Raw genomic sequence first — 18,855 nt, forward strand, 5'->3', positions numbered from 1 at the left:
CGTTATGATCATTATTATTCGTTGGGGGACTTAAGCCTTATGCTGAGCAAGGATATCGGAATTGATCTTGGGACAGCCAATGTGTCTATTCATGTGAAAGGGAAAGGCGTCGTGCTTGACGAGCCATCTGTTGTTGCCATTGAGAGCGACAGCAAGAAGGTGCTCGCTGTCGGCGAGGACGCGCATCGCATGGTCGGGCGTACACCCGGCAATATTGTGGCTATCCGGCCGCTGAGGGACGGCGTAATCGCCGATTTCGAGATTACGGAAATTATGTTGAAAGCGTTTATTGACCGCGTGGACGGCCGCAAGTGGTTCAGCCGTCCACGTATCCTCATCTGCGCCCCAACGAATATTACATCCGTGGAGCAGAAGGCGATTCGCGAGGCTGCCGAGCGCAGCGGCGCGAAGGAAGTCTATTTGGAAGAAGAGCCGAAGGCTGCTGCGATCGGAGCAGGCATGGACATCTTCCAGCCTAGCGGCAATATGGTCGTAGACATCGGCGGCGGCACGACAGACGTGGCCGTTTTGTCCATGGGCGACATTGTAACGGCATCTTCGATCAAAGTCGCGGGGGACAAGTTCGACGACGCTATCATGAAGTATATTAAGAACAAGTACAAGCTATTGATCGGTGAGCGGACAAGCGAGGATATTAAAATCAAGATCGGTACGGTATACGATAACGGGCGCCAGGAAGAGATGGACATAAGAGGCCGCGATATGGTATCCGGTCTTCCTCTGACGGTAACGATTCGTTCGAATGAAATCCGGGAAGCGCTATGGGATCCGGTCATGTCCATCGTGGCCGCAGCCAAATTCGTTCTGGAGCAGACACCGCCGGAGCTGTCGGCGGATATCATCGACAGAGGCGTCATTCTGACAGGCGGCGGAGCGCTGCTGGACGGGCTGGATGCACTGCTGGCGGACGAGCTGAAGGTGCCGGTGCTTATCGCTGAAGACCCGATGCATTGTGTCGTGAAAGGGACGGGCATCCTGCTCGACAACCTGGACAAGCTTAGAAAATAAGTCCCTATTTCAAAGGACAAGCTTTCGCAGGTAGGCCGCCATAGGGGGGCGGGCCGAGGCGGAAATGAGTCTAAGGTCATAGGCAAAGGCTATTCAGAGGGCTTCGCGTTCAACCGATAATAGAGGATAGAGATCACGTACCGGTATATACGAAGCCATGTTTACTATGTAAACATTAAGAATATGCTTTCGATGTCATGTTTGCTTCACAAACATTTTAGGAGGAACCATCATGCTAAGAGGACTATATACGGCAGCATCGGGCATGATTGCCCAGCAGCGCCGTCACGACACGGTGACGAATAACATCGCCAATATCCATACGCCCGGCTACAAGCAGACCAACGCGGTTACGCGCTCGTTCCCGGAGATGCTTCTGTCCTTGACAGGTGTGGATCAGGCGGAGCGTGCGACTGTCGGACGATGGACAAGCGGGGTATTCGCCGAGGAGAGTCTGTCGATCCACCTGCAGGGCGATCTGACGCAGACGAATCAGTCCTCCGATTTTGCATTGATTTCCAATATTGAAGTGGACGGACTTGCCTTTGACGCATCGGGCAAAGCGATTGGCCCTGATGGCGCGCCGGTATTTCAGCCGCAAGCTTTCTTTACTGTCCAGGATCCGAGTGGCGAGATCCGCTATACAAGAGGCGGCAAGTTCACAGTCACTGGTGACGGCTTCCTGATGACGAGCGACGGTTCGAATGTGCTCGGCACCAACGGAGCGCCTATTCAGCTTCCGGCGGGAGTAGGACTCGACAGTCTGATTCTGACGGACGGCCAGCGTTTTGTGGATAGCAACGGCAATGATATCGGAGCGCAGCTGCTGATTACCCGAATCGATAATCCGAACGACTTGGTGCGAGAAGGCAACGGCAACTTCCGCTTTGTGGATGGGAGAGGACAAGCCCAGCCAATCGCAGCGGATGAGCGTATTGAAGTCAGACAAGGCTATGTGGAGCGCTCCAATGTGGATTCCGCTCAGGCAGCTGTAGATCTGATGGCTGCACTTCGCGCCTATGAAGCCAATCAGAAGGTCATTCAGTTCTATGACCAGAGCTTGCAGAAAGCGGCTAATGAAGTAGGACGTGTAGGCTAGACCATCCGGACAAGCTAAGAGGAGGAACTGCGGAATGAATGCATCCATGATCAATGCAATGGTATCGATGAACGCGCTTCAGCAGAAGTTGGATATCATTGCTGACAATGTAGCTAACGTCAATACAGTAGGCTACAAGAAGAAGGAAGCGACCTTCGAGGATCTGCTTAATAATGTCAAGAGACAACCGGGTACATTTGATCAGCCGGGCCGGCTGACTCCGCTTAATTTCAATCAGGGCTGGGGCTCCAAGCTAACCATGATTCAGCCGAATTTGTCCCAGGGACCGATGAAAGAAACAGGCGTACCGACGGACCTCGCCATTGAAGGAAATGCGCTGTTCGAGGTGCAGGTTGACGGTGCGGGCAACCGCGCTTATACGCGCAGCGGGGCCTTCCAGTTGACGATGGCGGCAAACGGTGATACGATTTTGGCAACGGAAAATGGCTATCCGGTTATTGCAAATATCCCTGACGGCAACGGAAATATCGTCGAAGGGAATATTGTGTTGCCTGCCGGCTACAAACTCCGTGTCGATGCTGACGGCACTGTGCTTGGCGTATCTTCTGCCGGCACAATCAATCTGGGCAGCATCAAATTGCTTCAAGCAACCCGTCCGGCTGCGCTGACAGCAGTAGCGGATAATTTGTTCGCGATTGCGACGGGCATCAATGTAGACGATGTGGTACAGGAGATTGCTCCAACTCTGGATAATCGGGTCGCTTTGCGCCAAGGCTATCTGGAGCAGTCCAACGTCGAGTATGTGGATGAAGCGACGGAGCTTATCAATGTTCAGCGTGCTTATCAATTGGCAGCTAGAGCTTTATCATCCAGCGATACGATGATGGGCCTTGCGAACACGATGCGCGCGTAGGAACGAATGAAGGTGATAGGTATGGCCGATGATCGAATCCCCGCGAGCCGCAGAGATTTCGAGAACGGGTCCATGAGGAAAGAGGGCGACGAGGGAAGAACTTTGCGTTATGGCTCCATGAGCTCCACGCTTTCCCGTACGCAGCGGCATGGCGGCACTCCGCCCGGTTATTCGGGAGAGGCTGCAGATCCGATAAAGGAGAAAAGCCGCAAGCCCGCGCAAGAAGAGTTGGATGAGGAAGATGAAGAGAGGCACAGATTCCCGAAGTGGGCGAGAATTGTCTTCTGGATGCTGCGCAAAAGCATCGTGCCGGTCGTTATGATTGTCATGCTGCTTGTCGGACTGTATGTAGGCTTCGTTTATTTGGGCCATGGCTCCAAGAACGATGTATTCGAATGGACGACTTGGCGTCATCTCTATGACCTCATCTTCGCGGAATCCTAATCATATATGCTGATAGGCCAAGAGAGCTTGTTCAACCAGTATCTGCGCTGAGTGAACGGCTCTTTTTTGTTTGCGGCAAAGAAAAGAAGCCCCGATATCGGGGCTTCATTAAGTTGGTTGCTTGCATGCTTAGTAGTGATAAGGCATCATACTCGATTCGCCTTGGACAGCATCCTAAGCCTTTGGAGCGACGGAACTCTTGATGAAGAGTGACATGATCAGCGCAATAACGGCGAAGACCAAGCCAAGCTTGAAGGAACTGTTCACGCCGACGCTCAGCGAGTTGGCAAGCTCGACCTTGGACGTCGGATCGGCTACACCCGCCAGATAGTTCTTCTGGCTAGTGGTCATCACGCTGATGAAGAAGGCGATGCCGATGGCGCCGGAAATTTGCTGCAAGGTGTTCATAATAGCAGAGCCATGCGGGTAGAACTTAGGCGAAAGCTGGTTGAGGCCGTTCGTCTGAGCCGGCATCATGATCATGGACATGGCGATGCTCATCGTAACATGCAGCAGGATAAGGGTGCCTTTGCTGGTGTCGAGCGAGATCTGGGTAAAGAAGTACATGACCACGACAAGGATAGCAGCGCCTGGGATGACGAGCGCGCGCGGCCCGAATTTATCGAACAGCTTGCCTGTAATCGGGGACAGAAGCCCGTTGGCGATGCCGCCGGGCAGAAGGACAAGTCCCGCTGCGAATGCGGTCAGCAGCATCCCTTGCTGCATCAGGATAGGCAGCAACAGCAACGTCGAGAACAACGACATCATCACGATGATGATCAGCACAGTTGCGAAAGAGAACATAGGTGCCTTGAACGCCCGCAAGTCGAGCATCGGAACTTTCGACACCAGCTGTCTCCAGATGAACAGGATAAGAGCGACGCCGCCGATAATAACAGGCAGATACACACGCTCGCTGGACCAGCCGCCGTGGCCTTCACCGAGGCTGCTGAAGCCGAATACGAGTCCGCCGAATGCGACGGTCGACAGCAGAATGGATAGGATATCAACTTTTGGCTTCGTAATGGTGGACACGTTCTTCAGGAAGACTGCTGCGAACAGAATCGAGAAGACGGCAAAAGGCAGCACCAGATAGAACAGCCAGCGCCAATCCAGCGATTCAAGAATAAGTCCCGACAACGTAGGACCGATAGCCGGAGCAAACATAATAACGAGACCCATACTGCCCATTGCCGCACCGCGTTTCTCAGGCGGATAGAGCACGAGAATGGTGTTCATCATAACCGGAAGCATAAGCCCGGTACCGAGTGCTTGAATAATACGTCCGATCAGCAGCACATAGAACTCAGGCGCGAGTGCGCATACAAGCGTGCCGATCGAGAAAAGAGTCATTGCGCCTAAAAACATTTGTCTGGTCGTAAACCACTGCACCAAGAGTGCGGATACCGGAACCAGGATGCCGACTACGAGCAGATAACTGGTCGAGAGCCATTGAACCGTTGTGTAATCAACGTTGAAGTCGATGCTTAGATCTACGAAAGCGATGTTCAGCAGCGTTTCATTCAGAATGGAGAAGAACGCGCCGATAATCAGGGAGATCAGAATAGGCAACCGTTTAATATTGCCCAGATCTTGCGGTGCCGCGTTAGCTGCGGCTGCTGATGTATTCATAATTGCTTTAACCCTCCAAATCCATATCCATTTATTCTTTATTTAGTTTTTCCTCTAGTCCCTTGCTCTAATCCCGTAAAGTAAAGCGTCTAGCGCTACACGATAAAGCCGAATCGCTTCCTCGAGACTCAAATCGCGCGAGGAGTCGCCAAGCCCGCGGAACATGCCTTCCAAGATACGGCCAAGATCAGAGGTGTTAACCGGCCTGAATTCTCCAGATTCAACGCCCCGCTGAATCAAGCTTTGATAAAAAGCGCGATTCTCCCCCGTCTTGATGGCGATTTGGCGGCAGCCCTCTTCGCTCTTGCCCCAGGCTTCCTCAAAAAATTCTCTAGCCGCCCTGTTCAAGGGATGATGGAAGCCGCGTTCCAGTCCGGCTTCGATCATGCCGTTCAGCATATCCGTTGTGGAGTCGTATAGCTTCTCCTGTTCGGCCCATAGCGCTTTCCATTCCGCCTCGAATTGGTCCAGCAGCGTAAGGAATAATCCTTCCTTGCTTTTGAAGTGATAATAAATATTGGCCTTGCTCACTCCGGTAGCGGAAGCAATGTCTTCTATAGAAGCGGCATGGTAGCCCCGTTGCGAGAACAAGATGTTCGCAGCTTCTACAATTCGCGATTTCGTCTCTTCGCTTTGCGTTTTCTTTTTGTTCAAGACGCCTCTCCTTCCTTAGGATCTGACCGTTTGAAAAACATTAACTGAACGGTCAGTCAGTATTTTAGCACGGCGGTTCGTTTTGTGCAATTCCTTTCTTATCTCGGGCTCCAGGCGGTGTTTGTTTTCATTTTGGAATAGGTAGTTTATAATAGTTGGGAACCATGGTGGGACATTCCGCGGGACTAGGAGGATTGTGAACGTTGCGTTTGAATTTGCCCAATCTGCTGACATCATTGCGATTTGTGTTGATTCCTGTCTATATTGGTATATTTGTCAGCGGTCACATGATTCCGGCCTTTCTCGTCGTGGTCGCTGCCGGAGTGACGGATGTGCTGGACGGCTATATTGCCCGCAAGTACGGACAAGTAACGACGGTAGGCGAGATGCTTGACCCTCTGGCGGATAAGCTCATGCTGATTACCGTCATATTATCGCTGCTGCTGACAGGCCATATTTCATGGTGGGCCGCAGGAGCTATGTTTTTGCGCGATCTCGGGATGATCGCGGGAGGGCTGTTGACGCATTTTCGAGGAAAACGAACTGTGCCTGCCAATTGGATGGGCAAGCTGACGACAGTGATGTTTTATTTTGCGATCATGTTTATTTTCTTTCAAGCGCCATTCGCCCATACATACTTATGGATCGTCATTGCGTTTTCATTCGTAACATCTTTTGTGTATTTGGCGTCTTATAAGAAGCTGAACCGAGAGGTTGACACAACAACAAAGCAAGCCTAACAAACAGAAAGAGGCTTGATCCCGAACGCTTCAGGTCCGGTGGTCAAGCCCCCTTATCTTAACCTCCATAATCTGCAGTTTATGAAGGATAGGACTAGTTTCGCTTAGATAAGCCTGTTTTATACTTTGAAATATTGAAGGGAGTTTCTATGATGCTCGATATTAACCAAATTCAAGAAATTATTCCGCATAGACCGCCATTTTTGCTGATTGACCGGATATTAGAGGTTGAGCCTGGCGTTCGCGCAGTAGGGCTTAAGAACGTCACGATGAACGAACCGTTTTTTACCGGACATTTTCCAGGCTATCCGGTTATGCCGGGCGTCCTGATTGTAGAGGCGCTGGCTCAGGTTGGTTCCGTCGCCATGCTGATGGTGGAAGCGAACAAAGGAAAGCTGGGCTTTTTCGCAGGGATTGACGGTTTCCGTTTCAGAGATCAAGTGAAGCCAGGCGACACGCTTATTCTTGAAGTCGAAATTACGCGGCTCAAAGGGCCGATCGGCAAAGGTAAAGCCACTGCCAAGGTAGGGGACAAGGTCGTCGCTGAGGGCGAGCTTATGTTTGCGTTATCCGATCGTACATAATGCCGCAAGCTGAATAACGATAGAATCCACTGACAAGGGAGAGGTAGTCGAGGGTGAGCCAACTGACGAATGATGGCATCCAGGCTCGTTACGAGTCCTGGCTGAATGATCCTGTAATTGATTCGGCGACAAAGGAAGAGCTGCGGGCTATTGCAGGGGATGTGAAGGAACTGACCGACCGTTTTTATCGCGATCTGGAATTCGGCACAGGCGGGCTGCGCGGCGTAATGGGAGCCGGCACGAACCGGCTGAATGCTTATACGGTAGGCAAAGCGACGCAAGGGCTTGCGAACTGGCTGCTGGCTAATCGTACCGAGGGGAAAGAGCTATCGGTCGTGATCGCTTATGATTCCCGCAATAATTCCGCAGATTTTGCCCTGGACACGGCTCTTGTGCTTGCCGGCAACGGCATTAAAGCTTATCTGTTCAAGGAGCTGCGTCCTACGCCGCAGCTGTCCTTTGCTGTGCGCGATTTGCATGCTTCAAGCGGCATAGTCATTACGGCCAGCCATAATCCGCCTGAGTACAACGGCTACAAGGCGTATGGCGCAGACGGCTGTCAGCTGATCCCGGAGGATGCCGAGCAGGTCATTGCTTCCATTGCTGCCATTGACAGCTTTGGCGCAATTAAGCGAGCTGGCAGAGATGAGGCGGAATCGGGCGGCTTGCTCGTATGGCTGGGCGAAGATGCGGACCGCCGGTACACCGAGACGGTCGTAGGCGAGAGCCTGAACCGCGAGCTGCTCCAAGGAGAGCTGGGCGAGCGGTTTGGCATCGTGTTCACACCGCTGCACGGATCCGGCAACAAGCCTGTCCGCAGCGCGCTGGCGGGCGCCGGCTTCAGGAATGTGCTTGTCGTGAGTAGGCAGGAGCTGCCTGACGGCTACTTCAGCACGGTCAAATCGCCGAATCCGGAAGAACGCGAAGCGTTCGAGCTGGCTATGGCGCTGGCGAAGAAGGAAGCGGCGGATATCATCATCGGGACGGACCCTGACGCTGACCGGATGGGTGCGGTCGTCAAAGACGGCAATGGGGAATATGTCGTGCTGACGGGCAATCAATCTGGCGCTTTGATGGTGCATTACAAGCTCAGCACCTTGAAGGAGAGAGGATTGCTTCCGGATAACGGCGTCGTGATCAAGACGATTGTGACAAGCGATATGGGGGCGGATATTGCCCGTTCATATGGAATGAGCGTTGAGAGCACGCTAACCGGCTTCAAATATATCGGCGAGAAGATGACGGCTTACGAGAAGAGCGGAGAGCGCTCTTTCTTGTTCGGCTATGAAGAAAGCTACGGCTATCTCTCCGGCACATATGCGCGGGATAAGGATGCGGTTGTCGCTTCCATGCTGATTAGTGAAGCGGCCGCTTATTACAACAGCCAAGGAAAAACCTTGTATGACGTCCTGGAAGAGCTCTACGCAAAGTTCGGCTATTATTTGGAAGGACTTGAATCCCGCACGCTCAAAGGCTTCGACGGTGTGCAAAAGATTGGCGCAATTATGGGGGACTGGCGTGCTAACCCTCCTGAAGATATTAATGGGACTCGTATCGTATCGGTGCAGGATTACGGAATGGGCCTGGATGGACTCCGTCCTGAGAATGTGCTCAAATACAAGCTTGAGGACGGTTCTTGGTTCTGTCTGAGACCTTCCGGCACGGAGCCCAAAATCAAAATATACTTTGGCGTAAAGAAAGAGTCAGCGGATGCTTCCGCTTCGGCGCTTCAGCAATTGCGGCAGACGGTGATGTCCCGAGTGGACGGACTGGCTTAACAAGGAATAGAACGGAGGATTAACGTGCTCATGCGTTGGCAGCGTTGGAATCGGAAAGCGAAGCTGTGGCTGTGGGTCATTACGCTTATTGGCGTAGTGGCGGCGATGCCTCTTGGCATATCGCGTATGGCGATGGAAAACTCAGCGAATACGGTCGAATATGTATTTGATCATCGGGATATAGTGGAGGTTGCAGAGCTTCGTCCGAATCCCAAGCAATTTTTGAACGAGAAGGTGGATTTGCTCAAGGAATCGGGCATTACCACAATGTCCGTCTATGAGAGCTCGCTGAAGGAGCTCATGCAGGCAGGCAGACTGATGTACTACAATGAGAAGGACGCCGCTTTGCTGCAAGGCAAATTGCCGAATGAGCGGGTTAACTATACGTATGTCCTGTTTAACGGTCCCGAAGAGGAAGAGAAGATCGGTCCGCTTATCCGCGATGCATACGGCCGGATGCAAGTGCCGGTCCGCAATTGGTCGTTCGACGGACGGAACGGTCTGATTATCGAAGAATCGCTGACTGCGGCTCTGCTGAAAACGTTCGACTTCGATCCGATGACGATTGAGGAGCTTACGGGCAAGGGCTTCCACATCCTGCCTCGCTTCTCGGACCGCGTCGTGCCATACGATGCGGAGCGCACGGCGGCACAGCTGGAACGGCTTAAGTCGTACGGTGTGACTCGCGTGCTGTTCGATGGAGAGAAGGCGAAGGGCGTATCGGATCAATCGGCGCTGCACAGCCTGGAGAGCTTCGGCGAATTGCTCAAGCAGTACGACATCGGTCTGGTTGCCATCGAGAATTTGAAGAAGCCGCAGCAAGGCATAAATAAACTGGCTTATTTGACAAACTATAATGTGACCAGACTATATTCCTTATCTCCTGAAGACAGCATCGAGATGACGAAGGAAGGCATTGTTGACCGTTTCTTGCTTGCCGCAAAGGATCGCAATATTCGGATGTTCTTCCTGAATACGATGAATCAGGGCAGTGCGGATACAGGCTTGCTTAATCACTCGGTAGACAAGCTTGCCTCTGCGATGACGGGATCGAATGGCATAGTCGCACAGCTAGATGAAGCAGGTTTCCCGTCCGGACTTGCTCAGCAGTTCTCCTATGAGAAGCCTTCATGGGAGAAACCGGTTCGCGGCATTGTCGCTTTGGGTGCGATAGCGATCATTACATTGCTGGTTAGCGCATTTATCCCGCATGTATCGATTCTGGTCTTCCTCTTAGGCCTGATCGGCTCCGCCGGCTTGTTCGTGCTGAACAGCTCGCTTATGGAACAAGCGCTTGCGCTTGGCGCAGCAGTGAGCGGGCCGACTCTGGCGCTGATTTGGGTGATGAACCGGATTTATTCCCGTACAATTGGCGAGCGCCGCATGGTTGGCGGCGAAGAATGGACAGTCGGCAATGGCGGGCAGGAAGCGGAGACGCGGACGCAATGGGTATTCCCGAGCGTGTCGATCGGCCGCCGGATTGGCATTGCGCTGAACTGGTTCATTGTCGCAACCTGCATCTCGCTGACGGCAGTTCCGCTGGTGTTCGGCTTGCTGAACAATATTACGTACAGTCTGGTGCTGGAGCAATTCAGAGGCGTCAGCGTGCTCCATCTGGGGCCAATCGCACTGGTTGCGCTCTATATCTTGCTGTATGAAGGAAATGAGGGACGGGGCGTTATGGGACGCGCTGCCAAGCTGCTTCGCCAGCCGATTCTGGTCAGCTGGATCCTTATTGCGGCTGTCGTGGGCGCGATCGGCTTCTATTATCTGTCCCGTACTGGCAACTCAGGATCCGTATCCTGGATCGAGCTTATTATCCGCAATTGGCTGGAATCGACGTTCGGCGTCCGTCCGCGCTTCAAAGAGTTTATGCTCGGCCATCCGCCGCTTCTGCTTGGCCTGTTCCTCGCGATTCGTTATCGCGCGGCTTGGGTATTAATCATTGTGGGCGCGATCGGACAGCTGACGATGGTCAGCACGTTCACGCACATTCATACGCCGCTGTACATCTCGATTGTACGCACGCTGCTTGGCCTGGGCGCAGGTCTTATCATCGGCGCGATCTTCATCGCGGCTTGGATCGTATTGGAAGGAGCATGGCGCAAATGGCTGGCACCAATGATTCGCAAATATTCCGCATAGCCATATCCGGATATTACGGCTTCCGCAACAGCGGGGACGAGGCGGTGCTTCGTTCGATCCTGCTGGCGCTGAAGGAAGAAGGAGACAAGCAGGGCGTTACCGTCCAGCCGATCGTGCTTAGCGCCGATCCGGCATGGACGGCAGCGTTGTATGGCGTAGAGTCCTTCCACCGGATGAAGCCGGGCGAGGTGCTCCGCGCCCTCCGCAGCTGCGACGGTCTGATCAGCGGCGGAGGCAGCTTGCTTCAGGACGTGACGAGCGGAAAGACGATTCCGTATTACATCGGCATCATGAAGCTTGCCCAGTGGCTGGGCAAGCCGACCTTTGCCTATGCGCAAGGAATCGGACCGATCAACCGCCGCTCCATGGATTCGATGATCCGGAGCGCGATGCGCCGGAGCAAGTATGTGTCGGTGCGGGATGCCGAATCCGCCGCTTTGCTCGGGCGGATCGGCATGCCGCTGGACCGGATCGATGTCGTGCCCGATCCGGTTATGGGGCTGCCGCTGCCGGAGGGTTCACGTGCAGCGGAGCCTCGCGCAGACGGGACGCCGCCGGTTATCGGCGTCTCGCTGCGCCGCTGGCGCGAGGACGGCGCCGATATGGCGCGCGCCGCCGAGGCGCTGGCCGCGCTGTCGAAGCGCAGGCCGGTTAGGCTGCGCTTCTTGCCGTTCCATACCCCTTCCGACCGTGTAACGTCGGAAGAGGTGATGGAACGGCTGAGCGGCCGGCTCGGCGAAGGAAGCTCCGCCGAGCTGGCATCGCCCGGCGACGACCCCCAGGCGATGCTTCTGGAGGTCAGCCGCTGCGACGCTTTGTTCGGCATGCGCCTCCATGCGCTGATCTATGCCGCCAATCAGCAAGTACCGATGCTGGGGCTGTCGTACGATCCCAAGATCGATCAATTCATGAATCGATTGGAGCTGCGTCCGATCGGCACCACGGAATCGCTGGATGCCGAGGCGTTCGCTGATGCGGCGTGTGCCTTGCTCGACGCGCCGGAGGAGTGGCGCATCAAGCACGGACCGGCTATCGAGACTCTAAAGCAACAGGCAAAAAATCCCGCGCAACAAATCTTACAAATATTGCGTCAATATAGATCGAGGTGATTTCCTCATGTCGAAACAACTGCCAACCGTGCCGATATTCGGCGTGCCGTTCTCGAAAATGAGCATGGACGAGACGGTTCATTATCTTACAGAGGCTATTGAGGATGGGCGCTTGACGCATGTCATCACAGCGAATCCGATTATGGTCATGGAAGCTTTGGACAAACCAGAATTTGCTGCCGTGTTACGCAAGGCTGACCTGATCGTGCCGGATGGCGCGGGGGTTGTATGGGCTGCCAGGACGGGAGGCAATCCCGTCGCTGAGCGAGTGGCGGGCTTTGACCTGATGCACCGTCTCATGGAGCAAGGAGAGAAGCGGCGCTGGACCGCTTATTTGCTGGGGACAACCCAGGAAGTAATCGAGTCTGCTGCCGAGAAGCTGCAGCTGCAGTATCCGCAGGTGCGGATCGTGGGCTGCCGCAACGGATTTTTTGGCCCCGATCAAGATGAGGAGATTGTGGAGGAAATCCGCAAGCTGAAGCCTCATCTGCTGTTTGTTGCGCGCGGAATGGAGAAGGAAGCCTGGAACGCGCAATACAAGGAACGCCTTGGCGTGCCGTTTATTATGGGTGTCGGCGGAAGCTTTGACATCGTATCCGGCAAGCTGAAGCGTGCTCCGATCCTATTCCAGAAGCTTCGCCTCGAATGGCTGTATCGCTTATTTCAGGAGCCTTCCCGCTATAAGCGGATGCTTGCGCTGCCGAAATTCGTCGTGAAAGTGCTTCGCAACAAAGAAAACGTGACAAAACCTAGTCCTGAGGCGCAATAATGTCGGTATTTTCATGAAAATTGGTTGAAAACGGTGTTGGTAATTCTTTTTCGAACGGAGTATAATTCACTTCGGAGCAAATGGTTTGCTTAGAGGCGGCTGCTGCCGCCGAATAAGGCGCCGTTTCCCGGTGAAATATAAGCAGAGCACACGCGCATGGCGAAGTCTGCTTATGTTTTCAGAAAAGGAGAGTTGTACACATGCCAGTTGGCTTCTTGTATACGATGGGATTTATTATCGCTCTTTTATTAGCGCTTGCCATGACGCCGCTCGTGAAGAAATTTGCGTTCAAAGTGGGTGCCATTGACAAACCGAATCACAGAAAAGTACATACGCGCATTATGCCGCGTCTCGGAGGACTTGCCATTTATATCGCTTTTGTGGGGGCCTTCCTGGCGGTATCTCCATTCATTCCGGATGGACTGCTTCGCCCCCGCGATGTGAACATGATTAATGCCTTGCTTGTGGGCGGCACCATTATCATTATCCTTGGCGCGTTGGACGACCGCTTCGAGCTGTCGGCCAAGGTCAAGCTTCTCGGCCAAATCGCCGCTGCCTGCGTCGTCGTATTCGGCTTTGATGTACGGATCGATCTTGTGAACATTCCGTTCGGCGAGACGATGCAGCCAATCGCGGAGTGGATCGGCATCCCGCTGACGATTCTGTGGATTGTCGGCGTAACCAATGCCATCAACTTGATTGACGGCCTGGACGGACTCGCTGCAGGCGTATCCGGCATCTCCATCGCGACGATTGTTGTGATGGCTACTCTGATGGGCTTCCAGCCGGTTATCCTGCTGAGCACCTTGCTGCTTGGCGGCATTATCGGATTCCTGGTATTCAACTTCCACCCGGCGAAGATCTTCATGGGCGACTCTGGCTCGCTTTTCCTGGGCTTTAGCCTTGCGACCTTGTCCATGCTTGGCTTCAAGCAGGTTACGATCGTATCCTTCGTTACGCCGCTGCTCATTATCGGCGTACCGCTGTCGGACACCTTCTTCGCGATTGTGCGCCGCTGGGTGAACAAGAAGCCGATTTTTGCGCCGGACAAAGGACATCTGCATCACAGGCTGCAGGACCTTGGCTTCAGCCATCGCCGCACCGTTCTGATTATCTGGGGAGTAGCCGCCATCTTCGGCATCCTGGCTATTGTCCAATCCGCAGTCGTACAATCGAGCGCGGCTAACTGGATTACCTTTGCGGTCATATGCTTGCTCATGTTCTTCTTGCAGATTGGCGCCGAACTGACAGGCATTGTCGACAAGACGAGACGGCCGCTCATCAACTTCCTGGCCCGCATCGGCGTACGCATTGCGAAGGTCGATACCCAGCAATCACGCGGCAAGTAACAATTGCACTTATACGGTTAGAGCCCTGCCTCCTTCGGGATGCAGGGCTTTTTTTCCACAAGCGAATTTAAATTTCCGAGGGTATCGGAATTTAAATTCAATTTGGCGATAAAACCATCCTTTAAACGCGGTCGCTCATCCTGAATTGCCTCGATTGAGGTTTTCTCATGTGGCCCTGTACCCTCTCTCTAGGAGTATTAGCCTAATTGCGCCAGCAATTTACCAGTTCATATAAACATCTGCGTTTGGCCCGCCGATAAAAAACTTACAGAACTTTTCTTGGATCAGCGCGTCTATAACAGGAAGAGAGAATATCTGACTATGGAGGAAAAGGGAGGAACGAATATAAGTCAGTCATCATCCTTTGGACAAGCTATCCAATGACTATAGCCCTACTTCTGGCATGATCCAAGTAGTCCAGCTGACTTACCATGCAGCTTAAGAACAGATTCGCATAAAGGAGGAACACCGTTTTGAAAAGAGCATTATCACTAATCTTGACGTTTGCGCTTATCGTAACGATGCTGCCAACATACATGGCACCGCAAACGGCAAACGCTGCAGGAGCCTACTTCCTGTTCCCGAATGAGAATGACACAAGAGCCAACGCAAGAATCGTCTCTACCAAGACTATCCAAATCAACGGTACTATCAACGGCGTTGTCGGCAGCTCCATCAGCTACAATGTCAAGCAAGTAACGTCCACTGGACTAGAGGAAATTCTGAATACGACAGAAGAAATTACAACGGGGATCACAACAACTGGCGATAACCGTATCTCCATCAACAGCCTTATCCTATTTCCGGGCATGAACAAAATCACGCTGAAGGGCATCGCAGGTTCATCGATCGTTCAGGAATCGATCTATATCGAATACCGTGACAATCCGATGCTCTATGACCTGAAAGTCACGTTCGAGAATAAGGATTACGATATGAAGGAAACAGAGCCGACTATGCTCTATTCCACTACTCCGAATGTTACCCAGCAAGGCCAGATCGTCATTACTGGCCGCGCGCCTAACGCGACCAAGGTCACGATCGATATTAACGGCCGCAGCTACGACTTCAACGTGTCGACCGGCAACAACAACAACCGGTTCAGCACCTCGCAGCTGACGATTGACAAAGGCATCAATATCATCAAGTTCAAAGTGCATAACGGCGGCCAGATTGTAGAAACTACACGGCAAGTGGCGTTCTATAACGGAGAGGTTACCTATTACAACCTTAAGATTAGCAATGGCACGAAAGAATCCAATTTGCAAAACAATATGGATTTCTCGACAGGATCGGTTACGGGCATCAACATCTCCGGTACAGCTATTATCCCTTTGCCAATCTATGACTTAAACAACGTTCTTGATCCGAACAATACGATCACAGATAACCTCCAAGACGCACTGAAGGATCTGCTTAAGCTGGAAGTGCAGGGAGGAGCGATATTGGCTCCAGATGAAGTCTCTTATTCACCAACGGACATTGATGCCACGACTAAATTCATAACCGTTGATTTCAAGTATGAGAATATTGCTGGTTTGGCATTTGATACCAAGAAGAACATTCGCTTCAAAGCGCCTAATTTGAGGGTATTTGACTTATCTCCGTGGTACGGCTTTACGCTAAGGGACAACAATCTGGCGTATATCCAAGATATCAACTATTTGACGGGTTTCGATAGTTCAATGACCACGGCTGATGCTAGCAACAACGCTGTAGCTAGAAATAAGAGCCGCGTATTAAGCCTGCAAAGTACAGATATTCCTAGCGGTGGAGTAGATGTATACTCCGTTCCGATGGGTGTGGAATTATTGATTGGCAATTATGAAACCCTTGTTGACAGTAATTTGTCGAATCTTAATAATTTGATTGGCAAAATTAATGTGAATACGATTCCAGTGAACCCTACGAATCCAGTTGTGTATAAGCTCGTGATGGAGGAACTTGCGCCTAACTCGGTCACACCGCTGGCGCAGCTTGTGACTCAAAATGTAAATGGTGAGCAGGTTTCGTTCCTTCGCGTGTTTTTGGAGATTCAAAAATTGCCGAGCTCCGGCTCGAACACGATCACGTTCCAATTGACTGGAACGGGAGTTACGAATGAAATCAAAAGCGTTGTTGCACGTCTACTATATGGTCCTTATATGAAGTTCGATTCCATCGTGGACGGGATGGACGTGAAGTTTGATACAGTCAACGGCACGTCAACCAGCCTGTTAAGTCAGTTGGGGAACTTTAAAGGTCAATTGTTCAATGTCGTAAATGATAGCGAAATTAAATATTCAGGCGCGGGCCAATCTGTCTTCATGTATATTAATAATGTCGCTATAGATTTGGCAGCAGATACGACGACTCCAACCAAGTTCCAGGCTACTAATAGCGATGACTTTATTGCTGGAGTTTTGAACAAAGCAGGAAGCAATACGGTTAAATTTGTTTTTATTTCAAAAAACAACAACTATGAATATACGTTAAGGTTTAGTATTGTACCAACCAATCTGCCAACAATTCCGGCTCCTAATACAGACGGTGTGTACCCGTATACAAAGGGCCAGTGGCCTCCGGTTTCGACGGATGCCAGCTTTAATAAGCAAGGATCCGTGTATACAACACGGGAAGCTGATTTTGATGTATATGGCACATTTGGTTTTGTAGATTTGGGCTCGGTAGCTGGCAGCGTAGAGTCGAGATTAAGCGAAATAGGCAATCTTCAGGACTATATTGTCACCATTGATTCCCCTAACTGGAGCAGCCCTGTCACCTGGAATTTGGGTCAGGAATTTACTCTGGTAGACAAGAATAGAAAAACATTAACTAGGGATGGCAGTGACGGAGGACCGCCATACGTAATCAATTCAGGGAACAGACCGCCATCAGCGGATGCAAGAATATCCTTTTATTACGACATAGATGCACGAAGCTTTTTCTTTACCATTACGGGTCAAACGATGCCTTCTGACGGAAGTACGATGGTTTACGTAATGTCGGTTTTCAATGCTGGCGTCAACGGGCCTCGTGCAACGTATCGACTGGAAATCAATCCGATTTCGATTCCGTACAGCATCAAACTGCCTGTCAAGGAAGAAATGGTTACCAACCGTAACTTCGTAGAGGTTATCATTAGCTCGCCAGGAGCAGATTCCATGGTCATTGGAAAGCAAAAGGCGGAAAAAGTAACCTACATTGACTATGGAGCGAATGAGAATGATAAGATGCACGTTGAGGCTTTCAGAGCTGTGGTGAAAGACTTGCGTGCAGGACGGGAAACCAAGATTCCATTCACGATTACACGCGGCGACGATACGATCAAGCAAGAGCTGACTGTCAAATATGTGCCGACCAACATTCCTGGCGCTCAAATGATGGAAACCATGTCTTCATCGCATAAGCTGTTCAATAATGCGCTGACATTGACCTTCAGCAAAAACACGCAATTGATCAGACCTGACTATAATGCATCTACCGGTCATGCTACGCAAGTATACAATGGCAACGACCTTCTATTTGCAATAGCGAATCCGAATGACGGCATCGTGGACAGGCATCTGTACGAGGGCCAGGCGCCAAACTACTCTGCTACAAGCCAGGCAGCGGGTAATCTTCATATTGGCTACCGCTTCCAGGATGAAGCAAGACAATTCATTAAAGCAAGTCCGCTATTCTGGATTGATGGCGGCTTGGCTGATAATCCGGACCCAAGCAGTCCAGCGTTCGATCCGATTAAAACGGGCCAGGACCCATTCCCGTTCCCGAATATAATGAATAAGTATACCGATAACTTTGCGGCGCGCTGGGGGCAATTTGACCGTGAGTTGGTACCAAGTACTCCAGGCAAACTGACGCTTACTTATGACTCTAATGTCGTTCAAAGCGCAGGAACGACCATTACCGTATTCCGCTTTGATCCATATAACAGCAAGTGGGAGAACATTGGCGGGGTTGTAGACGAGAAGAAACGCACCATCACTGTTCCATTTACTAAGTTCGGTTACTACGTAGCTGTAAAGCTGACTCGCGGCTTCAACGATATTACGGACCATCCGTATGCCCGTGAAGCGATGGAAGCGATATTCTCGAAAGGTATTATGAATGCGATTGATCCCGTTGGCATGTTCGGCGGTGACCGCTATGTGACACGCGGCGAGTTTACGCGTATGATTGTAAGAGCGATGGACCTGCCGCTTAATTACAAAGGCGATCTGCATTTCTCTTACTACCCAGAGACGATCACCAATGCCAACCAGTCGAGCTCCATCTATGACTACCGTTATATTGAGACAGCTGCAAGGGCAGGTATCGTCAACGGCAAGCGTCCGGGCTTCTTCGATGAAGATGTGGAGCTGACGCGTCAGGAAGCGGCCGTGATACTCGCCAGAGCGCTTCAATTGAAACTGGAGCCTGATTCGACGAAAGCGAAAAAAGCATTGGACGGTATCTTCAAGGATTCCGGCACATTTGATTTCTATTCGATTCCGGCGGTTCTGGCCATCCAGAAGAAAAACTTTATTCAAGGCAAATTGATTAATCCAGCCAATCCGAAAGAAGGATCTGTATTCGATCCGAGAGCAAGGCTCCTTCGCAGTGATGCAGCCATTATTATGGCCCGCGTCATGAACGATATGAAGAAGCTGCCGAAGATATACAATTAA

14 protein-coding genes are annotated in these 18,855 nt (G+C 51.7%); 12 read left to right on the top strand and 2 right to left on the bottom strand.

The window, feature by feature from the left end; translation table 11 throughout:
* The first annotated feature begins 39 nt into the window (after positions 1-39).
* The 4 genes from mreB (at position 40) to D3P09_RS25780 (ending at position 3,446) form a co-directional block, all read left to right on the top strand.
* On the top strand, positions 40-1,029 hold the full coding sequence (gene mreB / locus D3P09_RS25765; protein WP_120114311.1) for a rod shape-determining protein MreB: 990 nt from the start codon (positions 40-42) through the stop codon (positions 1,027-1,029).
* Positions 1,030-1,261: 232 nt separating this feature from the next.
* Complete coding sequence (locus D3P09_RS25770; protein WP_120114312.1) at positions 1,262-2,128, top strand: flagellar hook-basal body protein; 867 nt, start codon at positions 1,262-1,264, stop codon at positions 2,126-2,128.
* Positions 2,129-2,162: 34 nt separating this feature from the next.
* Positions 2,163-3,002: a flagellar hook-basal body protein gene (locus D3P09_RS25775; RefSeq protein ID WP_120114313.1), complete on the top strand. Its 840-nt coding sequence runs from the start codon at positions 2,163-2,165 to the stop codon at positions 3,000-3,002.
* Between the two features lie 21 nt (positions 3,003-3,023).
* Complete coding sequence (locus D3P09_RS25780) at positions 3,024-3,446, top strand: DNA-directed RNA polymerase subunit beta (RefSeq protein ID WP_165867588.1); 423 nt, start codon at positions 3,024-3,026, stop codon at positions 3,444-3,446.
* Between the two features lie 174 nt (positions 3,447-3,620).
* Here D3P09_RS25780 and D3P09_RS25785 read toward each other — a convergent pair whose 3' ends face one another.
* Together D3P09_RS25785 and D3P09_RS25790 are read right to left on the bottom strand one after the other, a co-directional pair.
* Positions 3,621-5,078: an MDR family MFS transporter gene (locus tag D3P09_RS25785; protein ID WP_120114315.1), complete on the bottom strand. Its 1,458-nt coding sequence runs from the start codon at positions 5,076-5,078 to the stop codon at positions 3,621-3,623.
* Between the two features lie 54 nt (positions 5,079-5,132).
* Entirely contained in the window at positions 5,133-5,732 is a 600-nt protein-coding gene (locus tag D3P09_RS25790; protein ID WP_120114316.1) for a TetR/AcrR family transcriptional regulator, read from the bottom strand.
* Positions 5,733-5,941: 209 nt separating this feature from the next.
* On the opposite strand from D3P09_RS25790, the gene D3P09_RS25795 reads away from it, so the two are divergent.
* The 8 genes from D3P09_RS25795 (at position 5,942) to D3P09_RS25830 (ending at position 18,855) form a co-directional block, all read left to right on the top strand.
* Positions 5,942-6,472 (top strand): CDP-alcohol phosphatidyltransferase family protein, encoded by a 531-nt coding sequence (locus D3P09_RS25795; protein WP_120114383.1) that lies wholly within the window; start codon positions 5,942-5,944, stop codon positions 6,470-6,472.
* 152 nt (positions 6,473-6,624) lie between these two features.
* Complete coding sequence (gene fabZ / locus D3P09_RS25800; protein WP_120114384.1) at positions 6,625-7,056, top strand: 3-hydroxyacyl-ACP dehydratase FabZ; 432 nt, start codon at positions 6,625-6,627, stop codon at positions 7,054-7,056.
* Positions 7,057-7,109: 53 nt separating this feature from the next.
* Entirely contained in the window at positions 7,110-8,834 is a 1,725-nt protein-coding gene (locus D3P09_RS25805; RefSeq protein ID WP_243644505.1) for a phospho-sugar mutase, read from the top strand.
* Between the two features lie 30 nt (positions 8,835-8,864).
* Positions 8,865-10,979: a DUF5693 family protein gene (locus D3P09_RS25810; protein ID WP_243644508.1), complete on the top strand. Its 2,115-nt coding sequence runs from the start codon at positions 8,865-8,867 to the stop codon at positions 10,977-10,979.
* Positions 10,943-12,088 (top strand): polysaccharide pyruvyl transferase CsaB, encoded by a 1,146-nt coding sequence (gene csaB, locus D3P09_RS25815; protein ID WP_120114386.1) that lies wholly within the window; start codon positions 10,943-10,945, stop codon positions 12,086-12,088. Before D3P09_RS25810 ends, csaB begins: the two co-directional genes overlap by 37 nt.
* A gap of 7 nt (positions 12,089-12,095) precedes the next feature.
* On the top strand, positions 12,096-12,857 hold the full coding sequence (locus D3P09_RS25820; protein ID WP_120114318.1) for a WecB/TagA/CpsF family glycosyltransferase: 762 nt from the start codon (positions 12,096-12,098) through the stop codon (positions 12,855-12,857).
* 200 nt (positions 12,858-13,057) lie between these two features.
* On the top strand, positions 13,058-14,206 hold the full coding sequence (locus D3P09_RS25825; protein ID WP_120114319.1) for a glycosyltransferase family 4 protein: 1,149 nt from the start codon (positions 13,058-13,060) through the stop codon (positions 14,204-14,206).
* 473 nt (positions 14,207-14,679) lie between these two features.
* A complete protein-coding gene (locus tag D3P09_RS25830) occupies positions 14,680-18,855 on the top strand; it encodes an S-layer homology domain-containing protein (protein ID WP_120114320.1) in 4,176 nt (1,391 codons plus the stop codon).

The sequence above is a fragment of the Paenibacillus pinisoli genome (assembly GCF_003605435.1).
Taxonomy (GTDB): Bacteria; Bacillota; Bacilli; order Paenibacillales; family Paenibacillaceae; genus Pristimantibacillus; species Pristimantibacillus pinisoli.

What these genes read in the sequence shown, in the direction of transcription:
- D3P09_RS25825 (WP_120114319.1), top strand. Translation starts at nt 13,058, where the DNA reads ATGCCAGTTGGCTTCTTGTATACGATGGGATTTATTATCGCTCTTTTA.
- D3P09_RS25820 (WP_120114318.1), top strand. Translation starts at nt 12,096, where the DNA reads ATGTCGAAACAACTGCCAACCGTGCCGATATTCGGCGTGCCGTTCTCG.
- csaB (WP_120114386.1), top strand. Translation starts at nt 10,943, where the DNA reads ATGGCTGGCACCAATGATTCGCAAATATTCCGCATAGCCATATCCGGA.
- mreB (WP_120114311.1), top strand. Translation starts at nt 40, where the DNA reads ATGCTGAGCAAGGATATCGGAATTGATCTTGGGACAGCCAATGTGTCT.
- D3P09_RS25810 (WP_243644508.1), top strand. Translation starts at nt 8,865, where the DNA reads ATGCGTTGGCAGCGTTGGAATCGGAAAGCGAAGCTGTGGCTGTGGGTC.
- D3P09_RS25785 (WP_120114315.1), bottom strand. Translation starts at nt 5,078, where the DNA reads ATGAATACATCAGCAGCCGCAGCTAACGCGGCACCGCAAGATCTGGGC.
- D3P09_RS25780 (WP_165867588.1), top strand. Translation starts at nt 3,024, where the DNA reads ATGGCCGATGATCGAATCCCCGCGAGCCGCAGAGATTTCGAGAACGGG.
- fabZ (WP_120114384.1), top strand. Translation starts at nt 6,625, where the DNA reads ATGCTCGATATTAACCAAATTCAAGAAATTATTCCGCATAGACCGCCA.
- D3P09_RS25775 (WP_120114313.1), top strand. Translation starts at nt 2,163, where the DNA reads ATGAATGCATCCATGATCAATGCAATGGTATCGATGAACGCGCTTCAG.
- D3P09_RS25770 (WP_120114312.1), top strand. Translation starts at nt 1,262, where the DNA reads ATGCTAAGAGGACTATATACGGCAGCATCGGGCATGATTGCCCAGCAG.